Genomic DNA, 20,664 nt, shown 5'->3' on the forward strand with positions numbered 1-20,664 from the left:
TGGAAAGATACAACGCAACAATTGCTCGGTCTTCATGATGCAAAGATAACAAATACTTATGAAATTATGTGCATGAGGGGAGAGGGGATGCAACTGGGTTTTACGACTGACCCTTTGTTTTGCTTGAAATCTATAAAAAATAAAAGCGGAAAGCCTTTACTTATCGGGCTTTCCGCTTGTTAGTGGGGTGGGTGGCAGGTGGGACTCGAACCCACGACATTCAGAACCACAATCTGACGCTCTAACCAACTGAACTACGGCCACCATTTATAAAACTCTTCTTATTCAGAAGCGAGTGCAAAGGTAAAGGATTTATTCTAATTATGCAAATAAATCCCTTACTTTTTAATTTTTATTTAGCAGGAGCTACTGGTGCTTTAGGTGTTGCAGGAGCTTGCTGAGTTCCTTGGTTAGCAGGAGTTGCATTTTGAGAACCTGCTGCAGGTGCTTGCTGCTCACTTGCGCCAAAACCAGGAGTTGTATTCGGATTGGTAGTCTGTGTTTCAGTAGCGGTCTTCTCTAAAACGCTTTGTTCTGAAGATGCTCTTGGCACAACGTATGCACAAGCAACGCTCAACACAACCATAAAGATAGCCAATCCCCATGTCGTTTTCTCAATCACATCTGTTGTCTTTCGGACTCCCATAATGGCGTTTGACGAGGAAAAATTAGAAGCTAATCCTCCACCTTTTGATTCTTGGATTACAACAATTACCACCATCAAAATCGAGGCAAGAACAATAAGTCCCACAAATAATGTGTACATCATTTTTTTACTTGTTTATTTTATTATTTAATATTAGTTTCTCTAAAAAACGTATTTGGTCTGCAAAGTAACTATTTTTTTTTGGAAAATTCAAATTTAATCGCTGAATAATTTCAAGAGCCTGTTCGTATCTTCCTTGTTTGATATATATTTTTGCCAAAGTTTCTGTAAAATAACCTTCTTCAGTGGGCGTTTCTTTATCTTCATCTATTTCTGGTAGATACTCTGGGGTGTCGTTTAACTGTATTCTTCCATCTCCATTTTTCTGTATAAAGCTATCTATCAAGTCTTGACCTTTTAAGTGTGGAGAGGCTGCATTAGCCATATGCTCTTCTTCACTCTCCACCTCAAGAAGATAAGAAACATAATCTATTGCCGCATCAGCTGGAGTTGGTTTTCTCTTTTGAGGTGCCTCTTCCTCTTCTACGGGTACTGTTTCAAGGAAATTATCAATAAGCGAGATAGTTCTGCTGTCACCAATTTCCTCAACTGCGGGTTGCTTTTCTCCTGTAGAAGGTTTATTAAATCGGTAATGTGCTGCTTCTATGAGATTGAAAAGTACTTTCCGATCGGTAATATACACAGCTGCTCGTCTCAATTCATCATCAAAAGTTGCATCATGGAGCAAATACAGATTTTTCAACATCAGTAACCTTACAGTTTGGTAATACGGATGAATGGCAAGCAAACTCCTTAAGTCATAAAGCGTCTCCTTGTCCATCAATTCGGGATGTTGTATCAATCTGCTTAGTTCCATACTTGATTTATCATAGCTGTCAACTACCAGTTGGCAACGGTAGCATTGAAGATTTGGTCGGCTAAGTCTTTCACCATCTGCGAAACTAACTCTTCTTGCACAGAATTAAGATTCTTTGTCGTTTCATAACTTTTAGCCGATGAGAACTGTCGCTCAAAGTCTTCGGTGTGATTTTTGTTATTGGTAAACCTCACATTAACGGTTATCGACAATTCCGTTTGTGCCGAATGACCTTCACTGGAAACCGATTTATTGCGTTGAGTGTAGGAAACAATCTCGCCTTCAATCTTCAAATCTCCATTTCGCCTAACCTGACTGAGCTTGGTATGATTGGCAAACATATCTTTTAGTTCATTATTGAACATAGGTGCCATGGGTCCCCAAACATAGGCACTGCGAATAGGGAAATCGGATATCTGAATCGTTTTGGTCTTCGTATAGTCGATACTGGCACCGTTGAATTTATAACTAACAGCGCACCCAACCAACAAACAGCTTAATAACAGACAAGAGAAAACAACACGATATCGGTGCTGAAATTCGCAAAGCTGCACAATCTTATTTTTTCTCAAGACCATATTGTTTAATTCTTCTATAAAGAGTACGATCGGAAATGCCAAGTTCTTTTGCCGCTTTCTTACGATTACCACCATTCCGTTCCAACGCCTTTTCTACCATTTGTCTACCTAAGTCGTTAAGATTTAGACTTTCAGGTTCTTTCACTTCTTCAACAATGGCATCTTCAGAATCTACAGCTCGAGATATAACTGTTGAATTCGAAGGCATATTCTGTTGGTGTGATAAGTCAGTAAGACTTGTCACACTTCCTTCAAGAGCGTGAACCTGATTAGGATAGGTTAAGCCAGCATGAACATTATTCGCATCGTCCAATTGTTTTCTCAGACTGGTTAAATCGCGACGAAGTTCACTCACGTTACCTTGAAGTTCGTACAATATTTTATACAATATCTCACGTTCGTTCTCATACGAGTGACTTCCATGTGTGTTAATGGTCGCTAACTGTGTACTCTCACGATCTTGAGGAATAAAGTTACTCAACAGCTTAGCATCTATCTCTCTGTCTTGTACCAGCACCGACATCTGTTCTGTGATATTCTTGAGCTGACGAACATTGCCAGGCCATTTATACTTTAGCATCAATTGTTTGGCATCCTCTGTCAAAGTAATCTTTGGCAAACGATACTTTTCTGCCATTTGCATGGAGAATAGTCGAAAGAGTAAAATAATATCTTCACCCCGATTTCGCAATGGGGGAATTTGGATTGGAATCGTATTTAATCGATAATACAAGTCCTCACGAAAGCGACCTTCGCTAATAGCTTTAGGCATATTTACGTTTGTTGCAGCTACAATGCGTACATCGGTCTTACGAACTTCCTGTCCACCTACACGAATATACTCGCCTGTCTCTAATACACGAAGCAACCTTGCCTGTGTTGCAAGCGGCAACTCACCTACTTCATCCAAGAAGATAGTGCCTTTGTTGGCTATTCCGAAATAGCCTTCCCGTTCCCCGATAGCCCCAGTAAACGAACCTTTTTCATGTCCAAAGAGTTCGCTGTCAATCGTTCCTTCGGGTATAGAACCACAGTTTACGGCAAAATAGCGTTCACGCTTCCGAGGAGAATGGTCGTGAATCACTCGAGGAAAGATTTCTTTTCCCACACCGCTCTCCCCAATAATCAAGACGGAAAGGTCGGTAGGTGCTACCTGTAAGGCTACATCCAAGGCATGATTCAGTCCATCGCTATTCCCAACGATGCTGTAACGCTGTTTTATTTTTTGCAATTCTGAGGTGTTCATTGGATGACAAAATTACATAATTTATTCGACATAGCTGCAAATATGGCAGTAAATTTATGTTAGTCTTTTTGTTTTTTGTCAAACTTAATGAGCAACAGTCCGATGCCCGTCCAAATCAATTCACGCAGTCTCACTAACAAAGCCACAAAGATACCTGCACTGGCAGTCATGCCCAACTTAGATACCGACATCAGGAAACCACCCTCACGTCCCCCCAATTGTAAGGGCATAAAGAATAGAAGATTGGCAAACAGCGTTGTAAATGCAATCACTAATACGCAATTGAGATAACTCACCGAAGGAGTAAGCACCATCAAAATGAACATCACCTCTAGGGCAGAACAGAATCTGCAGGCGATTTCAAGTCCAACGGCAGCTACGAATGTCTTCGGATTTTGTTTATGCAAAGCGGCTATTTGACAATCTATCGTATCTAACTGATTACGATGTTTGTCGACAAAGGGTATCGCCCATTTCTTTACCAATGGAATGTGGCGCAGAAATTTCATCATTCTTACGGCTAATCCTTTTTGATATCCAACCATAAAGAACCATAGTCCCAACCCACAGAACACACCTGCACTTGCCAACAACACCCCCATTCCAAGTGAAAGAGACTGGGTGAAAAGATACAGGAAGATGCAGATGACCCAAAAACAGAAATGACTAAAGATATGAGTCATCACATAGAGTATCACCGAAGACGAGGCGGCTTCTGTTCCAATCTTTGGAGATAACTCCATGATACGGTAAGGCTCGCCCCCCATTAGTCCACCCGGTGTGGCGTAATTGAGTGCAAAGCCAGATACGGTTATCTTATACAACCACCAGAAACCAACATTCTTTTTGTTGTTCGCATTGCTTGTTGCAAACCCTTTTTCGTCATTTTGAAACGGTTTTTCGGACACACAACTCTTGATAATCAAATACCAAGCACCAGTATTAAAGAGGTATAAGAATATCCATAGCACCAAGATGGCAAAAAACCAATAGCCAGCATGGCGCACACCTTCCCATACTTCACCGAAGTTGAGCTGCGTTATCATGAAGAGCAAAACGCACAAACCGAATATAAAGAATGCGTTCTGATATTTCTTTTTCATCGATTATTCTGCTTCTTGCAGCTTTTGGTTGTCCTTGTCATTGCGTTTCACCCCATTAAACCGTCCACGGTCTCTGTTTTCCCTACGTTCATGATAGAGCTTAGGAAGTGGGTTTTTCAGAGGTTCCTCAAAGCTCATGCGGTTCCTCCAAGCATCTATTGCCAAATAAACGGCTTGTCTCATCGGTTGCTCATCCATGACCCCTGCTCCCGCTTTTGCAAACTCAGGACTGTCATTCGTTGTTGTACATACCAATGGCAGGTTTGCAATCAGGCACACACCTTCATCAATTGTCAGTGTCTTAAAAGGTAAAATGGCTTGCTCATAATGCATGGAGAGAATGGCATCAAATGCCTCATACTGGTTACTTCCAAAGAATTCCTCTGCTGGATAGGGACCATAGGCGTACACGCCAGCCTCTGTCAGTTTTGTTATCGCTGGAGCAATAACCTCCTTTTCTTCTACACCATCTGCTGTAGGGTTCAAAGACAAGACTGCAATTCGTGGACTTGATACACGCAAGTCTCTACGCATTGTTTCGCATAAGACAGTAGCTCGATTGATGAGGTTTTGCTCTTTGATGTCCTCCATAGCATCTTTCATCAATAAATGATTGGAAACTAATGCCACTCTTAAAAAGTCGTTCATGAACACTGGCATTGCCTCATGTCCCTCTCCTAAGCAAGTTTGCAGGTAATGGGCAAGATTCTTAAACTCCAGTCCTCCGACTTTTAAGTTATTGGTACCAATAGGCGCACACACCAAAACATCATACACCCCTTCTCTATAATCGGTCATTGCCCGATCCAAAGCACGGATTGCCGCACGTCCTGATTCTTCCGTGGGCGTTCCAAGCTCCACTTTCACTTCGTCTTCGAAACAAGTTAGAAGGTTTAAGCGTCCGTCTTTGATTTCGTCCGTATTGTTGACAATACTAAAGTTTGCCTGAATGCCGAGCGCTTTTCTATGATAAGCTGCAACCATGGGCGACCCATAAATGATAGGTGTACAAAGCTCCAGCATCTCGGGTGACGAGAAAGTCTTAAAAATTAGTTCATATCCGATACCATTTGTATCGCCATGTGTGATTGCCACACGAATTTTTCTGTTGTTCATAAGTATATTATTTTTTTATCGTAGTTCAAGGAACGACAAGCCAATTCGTCAAACATTTGAATCGTACCCATTGGGCGCATCGCCAGTCTTTCGTCACTGTTGTTCCTCTTTTCTATTTTTATTTGTCTTCTGAATGGTCAACAACGCAGCTTCCAAGGCTCGCATCCGATTGCGCTTTTTCCCCTCTGGGGCATATACAAAAGCGTCAAAGACAACGGCTTGTCTTGCAGTACTGTCTATGACCACCTTTCTCACCAAAGGTCCACCCATCATATCGCCGCACATTTCCCATTGTCCACGTTGCCAATTTTGTCTCTTTTGGTGAAAGAAGAAAGTCTCGTCTTGCATTGATGTCCTCACGGTCTGCATAAAAATCTTATCTGTTTCACCTTTTATATTCGCTTGCAGAGCACTATCGGTTTGCTGTAAGGTGGGCTGTTTTAGTCCTTGAATGGCATAAACGCAGATGTTTTGCAGTCCTTGCACCGCATTGTTAGAGAGCCAAAGAAAGTTCTTACCAACCTTGTACGACTGCATGTCCGCAGGCAACATCAGCCGATAGCCGAACATCCGTTGTACGTTTTGTGCGGTTTTCACCTCATGATTCTGTCGAAGTTGCAAGATGTTTTGCTCATATTCTTGCTCAATGAACACTTGCCGAATTTCTTTCCCCATGTTCTCACAGATACGTTGCACCTCTTTTTTCGAGATTACGTCAATGTACATCACCAATTGTGGTTGAGCATAACGATTACGTTCATGAGAAATAGCAGGTTTATTCCGCTCTCCTTGGTGCTGTCTCACAACAATGATTTGGCGCATCAGTCGTTGTTGCGCATCAAAATCTCCAGTCTTCACGCATGTTACATCAAAAGTGGGTTCCACCTGTGGCAAGCCAACCATTGGCACTGATAAACAATGATACAGCAAGCTGTCAATATCGCCTACCACCAATATTTCATACGGCTGTTGCGTACTCGCTGGCAAAACCGTCTTTTGCTGTCGGCAAGCTGTCACTCCTCCCATGACAAGGCATAAGAGGGAAAAATGCCATATCCACTCCTTACACATGTGTTGTCTTCTTCTTGGCAGTACTCAGCAAGCCACAAGCGGCAAAAATGTCTAGTCCTCGACTCGCTCGAATCGTTGTAAAGATGCCATGCGATGTAAGATAATCCCTAAACCGTTCCATCGTAGCGGTGTCTGTTCCACGCAACGAAACGTTGGGTATCTGATGAAAACGGATAAGATTTACACGACAATCCAATCCACGAAGCAATTCTACCACTTTTTGTGCATGCCGAATAGAATCGTTCTCACCGTCAAAAACAATGTACTCAAACGACAGTCGCCGTTGGTGTGCAAAGTCATACTCTCGCAACAGTTCTACGATATCCTGAATAGGCATCGCCTTTTCTGCGGGCATTAGTTCTCTCCGCTGTTCAGGGATGGCGGAATGTAAGCTAATAGCCACATGACAATCGCTTTCATCTAAGAAGCGTTTTAACTTTCCTTTCACCCCAACACTGCTCACCGTAATACGCTTTGGACTCCACGCATAACCGTATGGGGCTGTCAATATCTGTGTTGCACGCAGCACATTGTCGATGTTGTCCATCGGTTCTCCTTGTCCCATGAAAACTATGTTTGTGAGCTTTTCGCGCTCGGGCAAAGAATATATTTGATTCAAGATGTCCGTATAGGTCAGATTTCCTTCAAACCCTTGTTTGCCTGTTTGGCAAAAAAGACAGTTCATCTTGCATCCCACCTGACTGGACACGCAGAGTGTGGCTCTATCTTGGTCAGGGATATACACCGTCTCTACCAAATTTCCCGATGCTGTTGGGAAGAGGTATTTTATGGTTCCGTCTTTAGAATATTGCGCATCCAGTGGTTTCATGCACCCTATTTCAAAAGACTCTTGAAGAATCTGGCGGTTGTTTTTCGAGAGATTAGTCATCTCGTCAATACTCGTCACCTGCTGCAGATAGAGCCATTTGGCTATCTGTCCTGCAGTAAATGTCGGCATATTCAAGTGGTGTACCACTTCCTGAAGTTCAGAAAGGGTCATTCCCATTAACTTCTTTTTTACTATATTTGCTTGATTCATCGTCATTCCTTATAAAAAGTAAGGCAAGCTGATAACCAATTCACCAACCTTATTCGCTAAAATATTATCTATCCTATTTTTTGCAAATTTAGATAAAAAATCCGAATAATAAGATTGTTGGAACAAAAAACACCTTACTACCATTTCCTAAGGAGAGAATGTCAAGCCCGATTGTTTTGTTTAGGAATACGGTGAATTTGTAAATCAAAATGTTAGTGGGACATTCTTTCTAATCTTTGAACACAGTCTTTCTATGAAATTCAAGATATGCTATTCTTTTCTTATCCATTGGCAGCATTTGAATAAACTTGTCATCTTCCAATCCCAACTGCTTGCAAGTACGACTGGATAGAAAATTGGAAATATGAACGTGTCTGTCTTCTGTAAAGGTAATGAAGCCTTTATCAAACAGACGGTCGTAAGTGGGAGTAAGCATATAACCATTGTATGGGTCAATACGCTCTTTTTCGTTTGCAATTGCCCAAGGCTTGATATGGCTCGCTATGAGTAAACGGTCGTCTGCAACCATAGTAAAAGGGCAGAAAGGGCATTGCTCTAATAGCTTTTCACGATACTTCTGTTGCCCATCCCTTCCTCTCTTGATACTTTTAACCTCTTCTTCAATTTGTTTTTCTGCCTCTTCTGATATTTGAGTCTGTAACTTACTTTTCCCGTATGTAAATACGGTAGGTATGGACTTCATTTGTTCAATAGCTTCAAAGTCTACAAACAGCTTCCAGTAATAAAGCTCGCTACCTGTCGTGTCAGAAAGTTTCTTCACAAGAATGTAGCTTACCAACGGTAGCGATAATTCTCTGATAAGTTGATAACCCATATCAGGAGAATTTACATACCCTCTTGATCCTTTAATCTGATACTGATCAGAAATCTCAAAAGTAATTATCTCGTCTTCAAGACTATTTATTTTGTTCATTCGCTCTTCCCATAAAACGGAAAAGTTTTCCATTCCTCGATAATTCTGTGAGGGATTAAGATACTCAATTTTTAGAGTGTTAAGATAATTTACGAGGTCTTGTTTTAACATAAAGCAAACAGCATGAAACCCCTCTTGCCCATAGAACTCCCTCATAGTATCTTTTGAGGCTATATAGAGTTTTGCTTCTCCATGACTTTCTTTTGCTCTATCTGTTGTTGTTTGAATCTTATTATTCCTCACAACAAAACTATCAGGAACGGTCAGAACTTTTGGAAATACATCCACCAAATTGAATTTTTCTCCTCCTAACTGTATCATAATTCACCGTATTTTGTTATATCCATTTGTTTTAGCAACGCAATCAGCACATCTACAACTATGGAATTTCCAGCTTGTTGATAAGCTGAAGTATTTGATACAACTATATTGAAGGTATCTTTGAAACCCATAAGGCGAAGGCATTCTCTTGGTGTCAGTTTCCTAATTCGTCCTTTATGTGTGACGTAATTATCAACTCCAGCACGGTGCATCTTGTGCATTGATTGTAGAAGTGGACGTGCTATATCAAGATCTGTTTCAATACGTGTCTTGAAATTCTTTGTTCCAGAGCTAAGGACGTAGTTACGAAGCTTCTCCGATAGATAATACTTTTCTTCCACCTCCTTGACATTAAAGATAAACTCATCAAAGTCCTCTTCTGGGATTTCACCGATAGCCATAGGGTGGAACACAAAATCTCCATGCCAATTAAATTGTTGGTTTCGCTTTTGGCATAAAGCAATATCACCATTTATTTGCGTATAACATTTAGTATGATTCTTATGGCTTGTAACGAACTTGATACCTTTTTCTTTCAGAAAATATTTTGTATCAACGTAATCCTCTAAAAAATCATACATCTTGTATTCCAAAGGGATTGGAGCAGGAAAAGCAAATTTTACAGGAGTATGGAAACCTATGCAAAAAATCCGTTCACGATGCTGGGGTATTCCATAATCTTTACTATTTAGAACTCGATAGTTCACTTGGTAGCCCAAGTCAACAAAGATAGAGTGCATCACCATCCACGTTCTACCTTTGTCGTGATTGATTAAGCCTTTAACATTCTCGAAAATAAAGACTTTGGGTTGCGTTTCCTTGATAACACGCGCAAACTCATAAAAGAGTGTGCCTCTTGCATCTTCAAATCCTAAACGCTTGCCAACCATTGAAAAAGCCTGACATGGTGCACCTCCGACAAGTAAATCTATCTGTCCTCTGTATTTTTGTGCATCAAAGGTTCTCGCATCATTAAACCAATCTTTTTCTTTTATATCGTAGTTGGCAAAATAACTTTTCTTGCAATTTGCATCAATATCACCAGCAAATACGATGTGATGCTTCAATCTTAGCCGTTGCAAAGCATGTTCAATAGCTCCGATACCACTAAACATTGTACCAAGCCTAATCGTTCTTTCAGGATTTGAAAACTCTAAATCTTTCCAAGATTTTCCTCTTGATAGAGGTGTTGCTTGCGAATCTGGTATAAGTATCAAATCTTCGGCTTTTTCTTTGACCAAAGATTTGATGTGTGATATTCGTTTGCTGCTTTCTGTTATATGTTGTTCTACTGTTGTCATAATCGAAAGCAAATATAGACAATTTTTTCGGATTATCAGTCAGTTGAAGTAAAAATCATAGGCGAAGGCTTGTCTCCGATTGTTAAATCACTGTATGAATGTACAACCGACATGCCGATTGCAGGCATCAATAGAAGCTAATAATACTGTGAATTTTCTTTACAACACCCCTCTCATAATTCGCATATTTACAACCAACTGCAAAACGGGTCGCAAATACGCTAAAAATGAGCAAGGTTTGCTACCTATTGGTACACAAAGAGTTATAAAAATCTTCTGCAAATTTGACTCGCTTTCGCATCGTTTTTACGGACAAAGTCATTGCTTTTGTGCCTTTATCTACATGCTTTTGCGCCACAAGTACATGTAGATAATGGCACAAAGTGATGTTAAGAACGGGATTATCTCATTGCTTTAGCCTCAGAAGCATGTTTTCTTTCGCAAATAATCATGATTGTGCATAGAGTTTGCCTATTAATTTTTTCTATTTTGCAATTTTTGGATAGCCGATTTATTGTCATTTTATAGGACAAAATGTGCTTTTTCTAATCGGTTAAGAAACGTTCGTTTGACAGTAGCAATCTACCGATAAGAAATCCCTATTTCATGAGGCCTATCTTGTTTCTATGTTCACAGCGTGGACTTATAAGAAATATTCACGCACGATAAGGATGAGTGGTCTCAACCGAATAGTGCATACCGAAGTTTGCAGTACTGTTCTGTCTGCAAAAGTAGTCATCATAGCTACTGTTCCTCGAGCATCGTGCTTTAACGCATTCTCCTTAAAAACACAACAATTCTTTCTGCATTATCTTTAATTTTAAGTATCTTTGCACAACAACTAATATGACTTAAATGGTGAGACTATGAATGGAAAAAACAACCAACCCTCAATATCTGATTTGAATAAGGAGAAACATTCAACTTCAGGCTCTGCTATATTAAAAGCGAATGACCTATCGCTCGAAGTCTTTGTGGAAGAACAACTGAAACAATGGAACGATGCACGGCAACGGTTCAACGAGCTTCAGCAGGTGGAGACAAAAGATGTAGAGGTGGGCTCACTACACATGAAAGTGCAATACAACCCTGCTCGAATGGTGTCTACGGGAGCAAAGATAGATAAAAAAGCGTTAGCTGCCAGACCGTGTTTCTTATGCGAAAAGAATCGTCCAGCGGTGCAGATGAAGCAAGTGATAGATGACAAGTTTGAACTCTTAATCAATCCTTTTCCCATTCTTCCTCAACACTTTACGATACCGTTGCGTCAACATCAACCACAGCAAATACGCAAGAATTATACGGAACTTCATCGATTATTAAGCATCTTCCCCGATTTGATGTTTTTTTATAACGGTCCGAAATGTGGTGCATCAGCACCCGATCACATGCATTTTCAAGGGGGGAGTGTCCATGTCTTGCCTTTAATGCTCGATTGGGAAGTGTTAGCGCAATCGCTGAAATCACTGACAGTGCTAAACGAAGAGGAATCGCTGTCGCTCATTAGTGGCTATCCATGTCCAGCGTTCGTGATACAAAGCCGGTCGGAAGCTGCCGATGAAAAGCTATTCCTACAACTCTATAATGCCCTTCCACTTCATGATGACGACACCGAACCGATGTTGAACATCGTTAGTTGGCGTAGAGAAGATAATTTCATCAGTGTTATTTTTCCACGCAAGAAACATCGACCAGCTTGTTATTTTGCACAGGGAGACCAGCAAATGCTCATTAGTCCGGGTGCATTAGATATGTCAGGATTGTTGATAACACCACGTTTGCAGGACTTTGAAAAGATTTCAGGGCAACAGATTGAGGAAATTTTAAGAGAGATGACATTGTCGCAGGACGAGATAAAGCAAGTCATTGCAAAACTTACATCCACAACCAACCCCAAAAACTCAACCCTAAAATGTATTGTCAATCAGCGAGAACCGAAGGTGTCTGTAGGAATAGTTGGTGCCGAGACGATTTTGTTTTCTTTGAACCAAAACTTTTTGGCAAAAGGAGAGGTGGTCAATGGAGAGCAAGAAGTACAATTGGTGGATGGCGCCATTAAGTGGAAAGGTAATTACTATAGGGAACTCACCTTTGTACCACAATCCCATGAGGGAACATTCTCCCTCAACGATGTGACTATTGGCGTGAATTTTCACTGGGAACGCAAAGAGACGCAAACTTTTTATGGAACCCTCAGACTTGTTGTGGAGGGAGGAAAAATCTTTGCCATCAATGACATTTCCGTAGAGCGTTATTTGGAGAGTGTTATTTCCAGCGAGATGAAAGCCACTTCGTCTTTGGAATTGTTGAAGGCGCATGCGGTTATTTCCCGTAGTTGGCTCTTGGCACAAATAGAAAAGCGTCAACATCTTGAAGAGGCAACCACAGGATTTTTCTCTTTCATCAAAAAGGAAGATGAACTCATCAGATGGTATGATCGTGAAGATCATACGCTCTTTGACGTGTGTGCCGACGACCATTGCCAGCGCTATCAAGGCATCACCACCGTGCCCAACCAATATGTTTCGGAAGCTATCAAGCAAACCAAGGGGCAAGTGTTGATGTACGAAAATGAAATTTGCGATGCACGGTTTAGCAAATGCTGTGGAGGCATTAGCGAAGAATATCCCTATTGCTGGGAAAATATCTCTAAACCCTATCTTCGAGCAGTGCGCGATATGCCAAATAAAGCACAGGCACAGCTCGATATCTTACCAGACTTGACCATTGAAGAGAATGCAGAAAAATGGATAAGGACAACGCCAGAAGCTTTCTGTCATACATCTGATCAGAAAGTGTTGGCGCAAGTATTGAACGATTATGACCAAGAAACCACCGACTTCTATCGCTGGAAGGTAACCTATTCACAAGCGAAGCTTAAATCGTTGATAGAAGAAAAAACCAAGAAGACGTTTGGAGATATTTTAGACTTAATTGCCCTTGAAAGAGGAAAGAGCGGTAGGATATCAAGACTGAAAATAGTGGGAAGTCTCTTGACATTTACTATTGGCAAAGAATTAGAAATTCGTAGAACCCTTTCTGACTCACATCTTTACAGTTCAGCCTTTGTGGTTGATAAAAAAGAAATAATCAACGGCATTCCGCAGCAGTTCGTTTTGACTGGAGCAGGGTGGGGGCATGGAGTTGGACTGTGTCAAATTGGTGCTGCCGTCATGGGAGAAGAGGGATATACATACGATGAAATCTTGGCACATTATTACCGAGACGCAATGTTGCAAAAATTATATGAATAACCTCCTCCAGTACACTCGTTTTGCAAAATTAGGGAAGCTATAGACTACACTACAGACAGTATTTGCATTGACAACAAAGCTTTACGGAAAAGAATGAAAGAGATGAGCCGAATGATATTCAATTCTCCGCTTGAACAGGGGACTATTGACAGGCTGCCATGGAAGTGGATGCCTACGCTGTACCTGTTCAAAGGACTGTCGTATGCGGTGCTTCTCTTCACCTCGTTGGTGATGCTGAAACGCTTGGGATATCAAAATGGAGAAATCACTTTCTACATAGGTTGTACCATGTTGCCTTGGATGTTCCGACCAGTATTATCAATTTTTGTACACAAAGGCTATTTCAACAAGCTTTGGATATTGGCGACAGAAATGATAAATGTGATTTGTATTGCAGCCATTGGATACACTATCACACAACAATCGTGGACAAATTACACAGTACTGCTTTATGTGATATTGATGAGTAGCAACGTGTTTCATGACATAGCAAGCGACAAATATACACTCACTTCTATACGCTGCCAGCAAGTATCATTGCTACGAATCTTCAAACGCTTAGTGTATCGGCTGGCATTGCTCATCGCTGTGGGAATCATCTGCATGGTTGCTGGTAATTTGGAAGTCGTAACTCGGTTGATAAGAGCGTCGTGGAGTTCTGCCTACTATTTGCTAAGTGCTTTCTTGTTCATCTTGTCAATATGGCATGTCTGCCTATTGCCCCGCTTTACACGCAGTTACCGCGAGCGAGATATATTGTTATCCGATATGTTCTATGCGTGTCTCAATACCAGTGCCGACCTTATTCGCACGCCAAGTTCGTGGCCAGGATTCCTTTTCTTGGTTTGCTATCTTTTACCTACAAATCTGCTTTTACCCGTATCCATGTTGTTTCAATTAGACTTAGGGAGTAGTGGCGGATTAGGCTTGTCACCACAAGAGTTTGGATATGCGTACGGAACAGTAGGAGTATTTGGATTGTTGGCAGGAGATATTTTGGGCATTTGCCTGGTTCATCGCTACGGTCTGAAAAAACTGTTGCTACTCATGGCACTCGCTATTTTGGTGCCTTCGCTTGTGTTCATACACTTGAGTTTTTCGCTACCTAATAACTTCACATGGATTTGTTGGTGTAGCTTTATTCAACAGTTGTGCTATGGATTTGGTAGTTATGCGTATCTACACTTCCTTGTGTATTATAGTGAGGTGAAACGTTTTTCTACTTTTATGCTTTGTGTTGCTTTAGCTGCTGTTGCCATGGCTATTCCTTTCATTCTCTCGGGGACTTTACAAATGGCATTGGGCTATAGACGTTTCTTTATGCTCACAGCTCTTTGCGGCATCGCTACCTTAACCGCTACGCTCTTAGTGATGAGTGTTTACCGAAAAGAAACTTTCTAACGAATAGTCCCCATATCCAGCTTTATATAATAAGGTGGGCAATCCATGTGTCCTTTACAGTTACCAAATCCCTCTCTGTCTCGATATTATCCTATTCGTTTTGATGAAGATAAAGCCACGACGCTCGTGCTATGATCGGCTTCGCATTCCTCAATAGGCTTTAATACGGATATTCCTGTTGCGTCCATTGCTCGTTGACGAAAAACGTGAAATGATTTGCTTCCATCGATGAAGTATTTTGGAAAAAAGCACCTTTATATTGTGTAATTTGATTAGGTTTGACAGGAACTTCCAAAAACTTATGTTCTGTAATAACATCTCCAGTAGCATTTAAGGCGGAAACCGTCATTTTCAAGGCGTCTGTTTTTTCGTGTGGGAAGGTGAAAACATCAAATGTGCCCTGACCATTTCGTTGTTCTTTAGCAACGCTTCGTTCCTCTGTCTGACGAGAATTCTTGCAACCATAACCTGTTACAGCGTTGAAAGTAGAGCTACCGCCCGTGTAATAGAACTTTATTTTTTGTACGGCATCAGGTATTTTATCTATGGTTATCAATCTAAACATGGCTACAGCTCGCTTCATTTCCAAATCGTAAGTCTTGTTCTCGCCAACCGTTATATTTTGGAAGTAATAGAACGTATCCGTTAATTTGTTCTTAGGAAAGGAGATAGCTTCGGGAGATGTAATGGTGGCTGAGCCGTCTCCGCTGTGTGCAATAGCCACAATTTGATAAGAACCAACAGGCAAATTTGCCTCTATCACTCCAAAATTGGTATCTTTCTGACTCTGATGAATTGCCTTTACCTTAGTGCCTTCCTTAAATATTGCCAAATCGATGCGTGTACACATCTTGGTAATATTGGTGGAGCGCGAGAGCTTCAGTCCTTCCTCAAAAGGAATTTGTTCATAATGGCTCATGCGAAAAGTGAGATGATATAAGTCTTCTGAAGTTGGATTCTCTTGTGAAGAATCATCATTCAATACTGGTTTTTCACAGGCAACGAGGCACAAGGCAAAAAGTGCAACAATAAGTTTTGTACAATTTAAGTTTTTCATCATAGTACAATACATGGTTGAAAGATTAACAATAAACTTTTATATTGCAATATTACAACAATTCAAATTTGCATCAAAACTTTTTTAGAAAATTCTTCATCCTTTTAACTTTTTGTCTTTTCTTATCTAATTGCTTCGGTTGCAATAGTGAACAAATAAAAAAGGTGTATCACCTAAGCAATACACCTCATCAAATAAATTGAAGTTATATCATCCTGATAAACAAGCTTGTTAAATCAGTGTTGTTAATCCTCTTCCTCAAAATCACTGTTTTTGGTCTCTATCTGGATTTGAGAAACAGGCAGTTGCCTATCGATAACTGTTCTAAATGAAATCATGGTTTCACTACCTGAAAGTCCTAAGGGCTGCAATTTGTCATGTATGATACTCATCAGATGATGATTGTTCATTACATACAGTTTAACAAACAAGTCAAAATCGCCTGTTGTACAATGACATTCCACGATTTCAGGAATCTTTTGAAGCTCTTCGGCAACACGGTCGAAATCATTTGGATCTTTCAAATGCAGTCCGATATAAGCACAAGTTTCATAACCAATCTTTTCAGGATCGAAAATAAACTGTGAACCTTTGATAACTCCTAAGTTGATAAGTTTTTGAACACGTTGATGAATAGCTGCTCCACTGACATTACATGCGCGGGCAACTTCTAAGAATGGAGTACGAGCATCCTCTGCTATCATTGTGAGGATCTTCTTGTCCAATGCGTCTAAATTATGATGTCCCATAGTTAAGTTTATCGACTTCACAAGTGATTGCCATAAAGTAAGATTACTGACAAACAATTCTACCTAAAAAGGCGTGTGTCTCCAGACCTATTTGCCTTCTCTTCTTTTACCTTTAGTTAGCTTTATTCGTTGAATCCTGACTTAAAGATACCTCATGGAAAACCTGTGAAGATTTTTATTCTTTTTATTCCTTTGCAAATATACAATAAAGTGTTGAGTTTCACAACGATTTAAGTTTTTTTTGTGATAGATTATTACTTCAAAAAGGAAATAATAAAAAAAGATAAAAATATGCGTAACTATAAAGGGGTAAACAACCACTTTTGGTTGAACTGTAAAAACGTTCTTGTTGCTATTTTTGCTTCACATCTTCGGCTGAATAGCTAATTTTCAAGGCTTTGGCGTTACGCAACTCTTGCTTCACTTGATTGATAGTTGCCATGGATGTATGCTTGTCAGCCCTTATGGAAATAATCATTTGCTGCTGATCTTCGGGTGACATCCTATCTCTTTCTGCACTGACATAGTCAGCAATCTCATCAATTCGTACTAATCGATCGTTTAATTGCACCTGCATAGGTTGCCTTGTTGCTTTGCCAAAACTTGTGATGGGCATTCCTATATACAGATAAACAACGGCTGACTTCTTGGTAAGTCGTGTTAACTCTGTGCCTTGTGGAACTCGATACTTTACTTTCAAGGTTACCTCGCGCATGTGTGTCACTATCATAAAAAAGAACAAAACAGTGAAAATCAAATCAGGTAGCGATGCTGTGTTTAGTTCTGGCACACCTCGAAGCCTACGTCTAAACTGTATCATTGGCTCATTCCTCCTCCCGTGTCTTGATAGGTTTCGGCGATACGTTGCGGACAATGCTCAATGACAGTTTGCCGTTCACTATCAGAACAATCGTCAAATGAACGTCCAAAATGTTGTTGAGCCCATTTAGTTCGTACCTCTTTGTAAGCTGCCATCAAACAATGTTGTAACTGGAAATAGGTATCGTATGTTGATTCTGGTGCAGTCTTAATCGTAATTAAATGTTCTTTACCAAGTCGCATTATAAAGTCTTCCACTTGTACCTGCAAATCCTGTATTCTTATTTTGTGTCCATTCTGCATCACGATGTTGTCTGCTGTAATGCTAAGTTCCAGTAATTTGTCTTTATCTACAATACTTTCTTGCTGTGTAGTCTTTGGCTGTGCAGGCGGTAATTGACGACGTAACCCCTTATCCACATCCATAGATGTAGTAACCAGAAAGAATATCAAAAGCATGAAAGAAATGTCTGCCGTAGAAGTTGTATTCAGTCCTGGAATCTGATGTTTTCGTTTACGAATGAACATGTTGCGAGTTATGTTTTCTTCGATATCTTGTGATGCCATATCCTACCGCACCAACAGCTACGATGAGTAGGATAGAGGAGGTATAAATCAACTGGTCGGCAATACGCAAGAGCAAGTTGTTCGTAAAGTTTTTGCCATTACTCACCACTGGATTGGTGGAGGCGAAAGCAAATGTAATTAACATGAGAAGGCAAGTTCCACCAGCTACGCATCTTCTAATGAGTTGGACAGGGATACCATGAACAAGTCTTGTCTGATTTCTTCCACAGTGAATTTCCTTCCGTACAGCCCACATGGTTACACATAGAGCGATAAGAATGAATCCATACATGGCGAAAATGAGCAAATTAGTCAGCAATGGTTCATTGAAGTCTGGATTGTCAAGATAAGGCTGCTGGTAACCCAAAAGATAAAAAAGCGCAAACACCACAAACGTAATGCCTATCAAAAAATAAAAAATAAGCTGCGAAATACGTTCCGTAGAGCGATGATGCAAATCAATATGTTTCATTTTAAGACTGTTTATGCTTCATGAGCGTATCTAATAACGTGATGGCCGACTCCTCCATTTGAGCTGTGATGTGGTCGATTTTTGACAAGATATAGTTATAAAATACCTGTAATACCAGTGCCACAATAATTCCAAAGATGGTGGTAATCAGTGCCACTTTCATACCAGCAGCAACAATTGTAGGACTAATATCGCCAGCCATTTGAATCTGGTCAAATGTCATAATCATACCAATAACAGTTCCTAAGAAGCCTAAGGAAGGAGCCATTGCGATAAAGAGCGTAATCCATGAACACCCTTTCTCTAAGTTAGTTGCCTGAACCGAACCGTAGGCTGCGACAGACCGCTCTATATTTTCAATACTATCGTCAATTCTATCCAATCCTTGATAACAGAGTGACGCTACAGGTCCACGTGTCTGCAAACACTGTTGTTTTGCACCCTCAATATCATTCGCATAGATTTTCTTTTCTAAGTCTTTCATAAATTGTTTGGCATTGATTTCTGAAAGACTCAAATAGATGATTCTTTCGATGCAAAATGCTAATCCCAATACTAACACCAAAGCAACCAAAGACATGAACCCTGCATTTCCTTCTATGAATTTTGTCTTCAAGAACTGGTGTAAACCTCCTGTTTGAGGTTCGGCAACAGTGGTGTCAGCTACATCAGCTAACGCAGCATTCAACTCGGAATGTGCGACACTATCGCTTTCTTGCACGCTGACAGAGTCTTGATTTACCGCATTTTGAGCCATGCAACACAAACTTCCCCCAAAAAGAAAAAGCAAACACAGTATTTGTTTAATAATGAATCTTGTCATTTTGTATTTCTGCCAATAAAGTTTTATGATTAAATAGCACTCCTTTTTTTAGAATTTTCAAAGGTACATATTTTGAAGAAGAAAACCAAACAAGCCTGTTATAATAAGTGTAAAATTAGTTACTTTTATGCAAAGGCCATGATAAACATATTTCTCCTCCTCTGACTTTTATTCCTTAGATTTATATCAAATCGGTTCATTGTAAATCAAAGTCAAATAAACATTCATACATTACTGAATTCCTATGAGTTTATGTAATTGCAAAGAAAGTTTCCATTGAGGGTGCGTTTTCACAAACTGAATCGCTTTCTGCAGAATTTCTTTATTCCTTAATTCATCACCTACGTCGCAAGGCTGCACATATCGTTCCTCTGCCTCGATGCCAAATGTGCTTATAGGATGTATGCCGTCATACACCACCTTTATCTCGTTGGCTTGCTTAATATGCACGTTTCCAGCTTCTATAAATGCCTTTTTTGGCGAACAGGTTACCCAATCAACACCTTTAGGAATGGGATGAGTGCCATTTGTTTCCATCGAAACATAATAACCATGTATATGAAAAAGCTGCAACAGTTCGGGCATTACTTGCAAAGTAGGCTCTCCTCCAGTGATAACAACAAAGTTACAGGGCGCATATTGTTGCACGTTTTCTATGATTTGTTGTGCAGACATTTCCGTATACGCATCAAAATTCGTATCGCAAAACCAACAGTGTAGATTGCATTTAGCAAACCTAACAAACACGGCTGCCCTACCTGCGTGATGTCCTTCGCCCTGTAATGAATAAAAGATTTCGTTTACTTTGTAGGTACGTACATCGTGATTCATTTCCTGCTATATTTACATGACGAGGTTTTCTATACCAACTATCTTTGTTTCGTCTATCGCCTGAGCTACGTTTCCTTCGCTTTCTCGCACCTCTGCCTTATAACATTCCTCGAATTGATTAACGACCCATCGCGCAATATTCTCCGCAGTAGGATTATAGGGAATGACATCGTTGATGTAAGCATGGTCTAATTGATCGTGAATAGCCTTTTTGATGTGCGTAAAATCGAACACCATCCCATCGCCATTCAATTTATCTTTCTTAAAAAGATATACCGTAATTATCCAATTATGTCCATGCAAACATTGACACTTGCTTTCGTAAGAGAGCGAAAGTCGGTGAGCCGCACTAATTTCCATACGTTTGGATACGCAATAAATCATATTTCTTTATTTTACGAGTAGGCGTTGAAAGAACGGTATTGGTTCTTTCCTTGCCTCTTTTGATTTCTATTTGTT

At 40.3% G+C, this 20,664-nt stretch carries 21 protein-coding genes and 1 tRNA gene; 3 read left to right on the plus strand and 19 right to left on the minus strand.

Annotated features, from left to right (window positions below):
- Positions 1-183: hypothetical protein (locus tag DEM91_RS07490; protein WP_249858486.1), on the plus strand; the 183-nt coding region annotated here is incomplete at its 5' end.
- A gap of 6 nt (positions 184-189) precedes the next feature.
- On the opposite strand, the gene DEM91_RS07495 is transcribed toward DEM91_RS07490, so the two are convergent.
- The 11 genes from DEM91_RS07495 to dcm form a co-directional block, all read right to left on the minus strand.
- Positions 190-265: transfer RNA gene (locus DEM91_RS07495), tRNA-His, on the minus strand.
- An 87-nt stretch (positions 266-352) separates the two neighbouring features.
- Positions 353-766, minus strand: coding sequence for a preprotein translocase subunit SecG (gene secG, locus DEM91_RS07500; protein ID WP_229039076.1), 414 nt, complete (start codon positions 764-766; stop codon positions 353-355).
- Positions 767-773: 7 nt separating this feature from the next.
- Positions 774-1,523: a tetratricopeptide repeat protein gene (locus DEM91_RS07505; RefSeq protein WP_195252127.1), complete on the minus strand. Its 750-nt coding sequence runs from the start codon at positions 1,521-1,523 to the stop codon at positions 774-776.
- A gap of 23 nt (positions 1,524-1,546) precedes the next feature.
- On the minus strand, positions 1,547-2,029 hold the full coding sequence (locus DEM91_RS07510; RefSeq protein WP_410525635.1) for an LptE family protein: 483 nt from the start codon (positions 2,027-2,029) through the stop codon (positions 1,547-1,549).
- 52 nt (positions 2,030-2,081) lie between these two features.
- A complete protein-coding gene (locus tag DEM91_RS07515) occupies positions 2,082-3,347 on the minus strand; it encodes a sigma-54 interaction domain-containing protein (protein WP_195252129.1) in 1,266 nt (421 codons plus the stop codon).
- 59 nt (positions 3,348-3,406) lie between these two features.
- Positions 3,407-4,450: a lysylphosphatidylglycerol synthase transmembrane domain-containing protein gene (locus DEM91_RS07520; RefSeq protein WP_249858487.1), complete on the minus strand. Its 1,044-nt coding sequence runs from the start codon at positions 4,448-4,450 to the stop codon at positions 3,407-3,409.
- Between the two features lie 3 nt (positions 4,451-4,453).
- Positions 4,454-5,566, minus strand: a complete 1,113-nt coding sequence (locus DEM91_RS07525) for a PdxA family protein (protein WP_249858488.1) — start codon at positions 5,564-5,566, stop codon at positions 4,454-4,456.
- Positions 5,567-5,659: 93 nt separating this feature from the next.
- Positions 5,660-6,637 carry a DUF4837 family protein gene (locus DEM91_RS07530; RefSeq protein WP_249858489.1) on the minus strand — a complete coding sequence of 326 codons (978 nt, stop codon included), beginning with the start codon at positions 6,635-6,637 and terminating at the stop codon, positions 5,660-5,662.
- Entirely contained in the window at positions 6,630-7,682 is a 1,053-nt protein-coding gene (gene rlmN / locus DEM91_RS07535) for a 23S rRNA (adenine(2503)-C(2))-methyltransferase RlmN (protein ID WP_249858490.1), read from the minus strand. Before rlmN ends, DEM91_RS07530 begins: the two co-directional genes overlap by 8 nt.
- Before the next feature lie 223 nt (positions 7,683-7,905).
- A complete protein-coding gene (locus DEM91_RS07540; RefSeq protein ID WP_249858491.1) occupies positions 7,906-8,931 on the minus strand; it encodes an HNH endonuclease in 1,026 nt (341 codons plus the stop codon).
- Complete coding sequence (gene dcm, locus DEM91_RS07545; RefSeq protein WP_249858492.1) at positions 8,928-10,232, minus strand: DNA (cytosine-5-)-methyltransferase; 1,305 nt, start codon at positions 10,230-10,232, stop codon at positions 8,928-8,930. Before dcm ends, DEM91_RS07540 begins: the two co-directional genes overlap by 4 nt.
- Before the next feature lie 866 nt (positions 10,233-11,098).
- Here dcm and DEM91_RS07550 point away from each other — a divergent pair.
- Both DEM91_RS07550 and DEM91_RS07555 read left to right on the plus strand, forming a co-directional pair.
- Entirely contained in the window at positions 11,099-13,486 is a 2,388-nt protein-coding gene (locus DEM91_RS07550) for a DUF4922 domain-containing protein (RefSeq protein ID WP_249858493.1), read from the plus strand.
- A gap of 93 nt (positions 13,487-13,579) precedes the next feature.
- The gene (locus DEM91_RS07555; protein WP_249858494.1) at positions 13,580-14,887 is read left to right on the plus strand and encodes a hypothetical protein; all 1,308 of its coding nucleotides are present in this window, start codon (positions 13,580-13,582) and stop codon (positions 14,885-14,887) included.
- A 160-nt stretch (positions 14,888-15,047) separates the two neighbouring features.
- On the opposite strand, the gene DEM91_RS07560 is transcribed toward DEM91_RS07555, so the two are convergent.
- From DEM91_RS07560 to DEM91_RS07595, 8 genes are all read right to left on the minus strand, one after another.
- A complete protein-coding gene (locus DEM91_RS07560; RefSeq protein ID WP_249858495.1) occupies positions 15,048-15,947 on the minus strand; it encodes a FimB/Mfa2 family fimbrial subunit in 900 nt (299 codons plus the stop codon).
- A 242-nt stretch (positions 15,948-16,189) separates the two neighbouring features.
- Entirely contained in the window at positions 16,190-16,693 is a 504-nt protein-coding gene (locus DEM91_RS07565; protein WP_249858496.1) for an Lrp/AsnC family transcriptional regulator, read from the minus strand.
- A 352-nt stretch (positions 16,694-17,045) separates the two neighbouring features.
- Positions 17,046-17,513, minus strand: coding sequence for an ExbD/TolR family protein (locus tag DEM91_RS07570; protein WP_195253890.1), 468 nt, complete (start codon positions 17,511-17,513; stop codon positions 17,046-17,048).
- Positions 17,510-18,040 carry an ExbD/TolR family protein gene (locus tag DEM91_RS07575; RefSeq protein ID WP_249858497.1) on the minus strand — a complete coding sequence of 177 codons (531 nt, stop codon included), beginning with the start codon at positions 18,038-18,040 and terminating at the stop codon, positions 17,510-17,512. Before DEM91_RS07575 ends, DEM91_RS07570 begins: the two co-directional genes overlap by 4 nt.
- On the minus strand, positions 18,027-18,551 hold the full coding sequence (locus DEM91_RS07580; RefSeq protein WP_249858498.1) for a hypothetical protein: 525 nt from the start codon (positions 18,549-18,551) through the stop codon (positions 18,027-18,029). Before DEM91_RS07580 ends, DEM91_RS07575 begins: the two co-directional genes overlap by 14 nt.
- A gap of 1 nt (position 18,552) precedes the next feature.
- Positions 18,553-19,308 carry a MotA/TolQ/ExbB proton channel family protein gene (locus tag DEM91_RS07585; RefSeq protein ID WP_410525634.1) on the minus strand — a complete coding sequence of 252 codons (756 nt, stop codon included), beginning with the start codon at positions 19,306-19,308 and terminating at the stop codon, positions 18,553-18,555.
- Positions 19,309-19,605: 297 nt separating this feature from the next.
- The gene (locus DEM91_RS07590) at positions 19,606-20,205 is read right to left on the minus strand and encodes a 7-carboxy-7-deazaguanine synthase QueE (protein ID WP_249858500.1); all 600 of its coding nucleotides are present in this window, start codon (positions 20,203-20,205) and stop codon (positions 19,606-19,608) included.
- A gap of 12 nt (positions 20,206-20,217) precedes the next feature.
- Positions 20,218-20,586, minus strand: coding sequence for a 6-pyruvoyl trahydropterin synthase family protein (locus tag DEM91_RS07595; protein WP_249858509.1), 369 nt, complete (start codon positions 20,584-20,586; stop codon positions 20,218-20,220).
- Between the last annotated feature and the right edge of the window lie 78 nt (positions 20,587-20,664).

The sequence above is a fragment of the Prevotella sp. TCVGH genome (genome assembly GCF_023522295.1).
Taxonomy (GTDB): domain Bacteria; phylum Bacteroidota; class Bacteroidia; order Bacteroidales; family Bacteroidaceae; genus Prevotella; species Prevotella timonensis.

Coding starts and splice junctions, on each gene's coding strand:
- secG (WP_229039076.1), bottom strand. CDS start 766: ATGTACACATTATTTGTGGGACTTATTGTTCTTGCCTCGATTTTGATG.
- DEM91_RS07505 (WP_195252127.1), bottom strand. CDS start 1,523: ATGGAACTAAGCAGATTGATACAACATCCCGAATTGATGGACAAGGAG.
- DEM91_RS07515 (WP_195252129.1), bottom strand. CDS start 3,347: ATGAACACCTCAGAATTGCAAAAAATAAAACAGCGTTACAGCATCGTT.
- DEM91_RS07520 (WP_249858487.1), bottom strand. CDS start 4,450: ATGAAAAAGAAATATCAGAACGCATTCTTTATATTCGGTTTGTGCGTT.
- DEM91_RS07525 (WP_249858488.1), bottom strand. CDS start 5,566: ATGAACAACAGAAAAATTCGTGTGGCAATCACACATGGCGATACAAAT.
- DEM91_RS07530 (WP_249858489.1), bottom strand. CDS start 6,637: ATGTGTAAGGAGTGGATATGGCATTTTTCCCTCTTATGCCTTGTCATG.
- rlmN (WP_249858490.1), bottom strand. CDS start 7,682: ATGACGATGAATCAAGCAAATATAGTAAAAAAGAAGTTAATGGGAATG.
- DEM91_RS07540 (WP_249858491.1), bottom strand. CDS start 8,931: ATGATACAGTTAGGAGGAGAAAAATTCAATTTGGTGGATGTATTTCCA.
- dcm (WP_249858492.1), bottom strand. CDS start 10,232: ATGACAACAGTAGAACAACATATAACAGAAAGCAGCAAACGAATATCA.
- DEM91_RS07550 (WP_249858493.1), top strand. CDS start 11,099: ATGAATGGAAAAAACAACCAACCCTCAATATCTGATTTGAATAAGGAG.
- DEM91_RS07555 (WP_249858494.1), top strand. CDS start 13,580: ATGAAAGAGATGAGCCGAATGATATTCAATTCTCCGCTTGAACAGGGG.
- DEM91_RS07560 (WP_249858495.1), bottom strand. CDS start 15,947: ATGATGAAAAACTTAAATTGTACAAAACTTATTGTTGCACTTTTTGCC.
- DEM91_RS07565 (WP_249858496.1), bottom strand. CDS start 16,693: ATGGGACATCATAATTTAGACGCATTGGACAAGAAGATCCTCACAATG.
- DEM91_RS07570 (WP_195253890.1), bottom strand. CDS start 17,513: ATGATACAGTTTAGACGTAGGCTTCGAGGTGTGCCAGAACTAAACACA.
- DEM91_RS07575 (WP_249858497.1), bottom strand. CDS start 18,040: ATGTTCATTCGTAAACGAAAACATCAGATTCCAGGACTGAATACAACT.
- DEM91_RS07580 (WP_249858498.1), bottom strand. CDS start 18,551: ATGAAACATATTGATTTGCATCATCGCTCTACGGAACGTATTTCGCAG.
- DEM91_RS07585 (WP_410525634.1), bottom strand. CDS start 19,308: ATGGCTCAAAATGCGGTAAATCAAGACTCTGTCAGCGTGCAAGAAAGC.
- DEM91_RS07590 (WP_249858500.1), bottom strand. CDS start 20,205: ATGAATCACGATGTACGTACCTACAAAGTAAACGAAATCTTTTATTCA.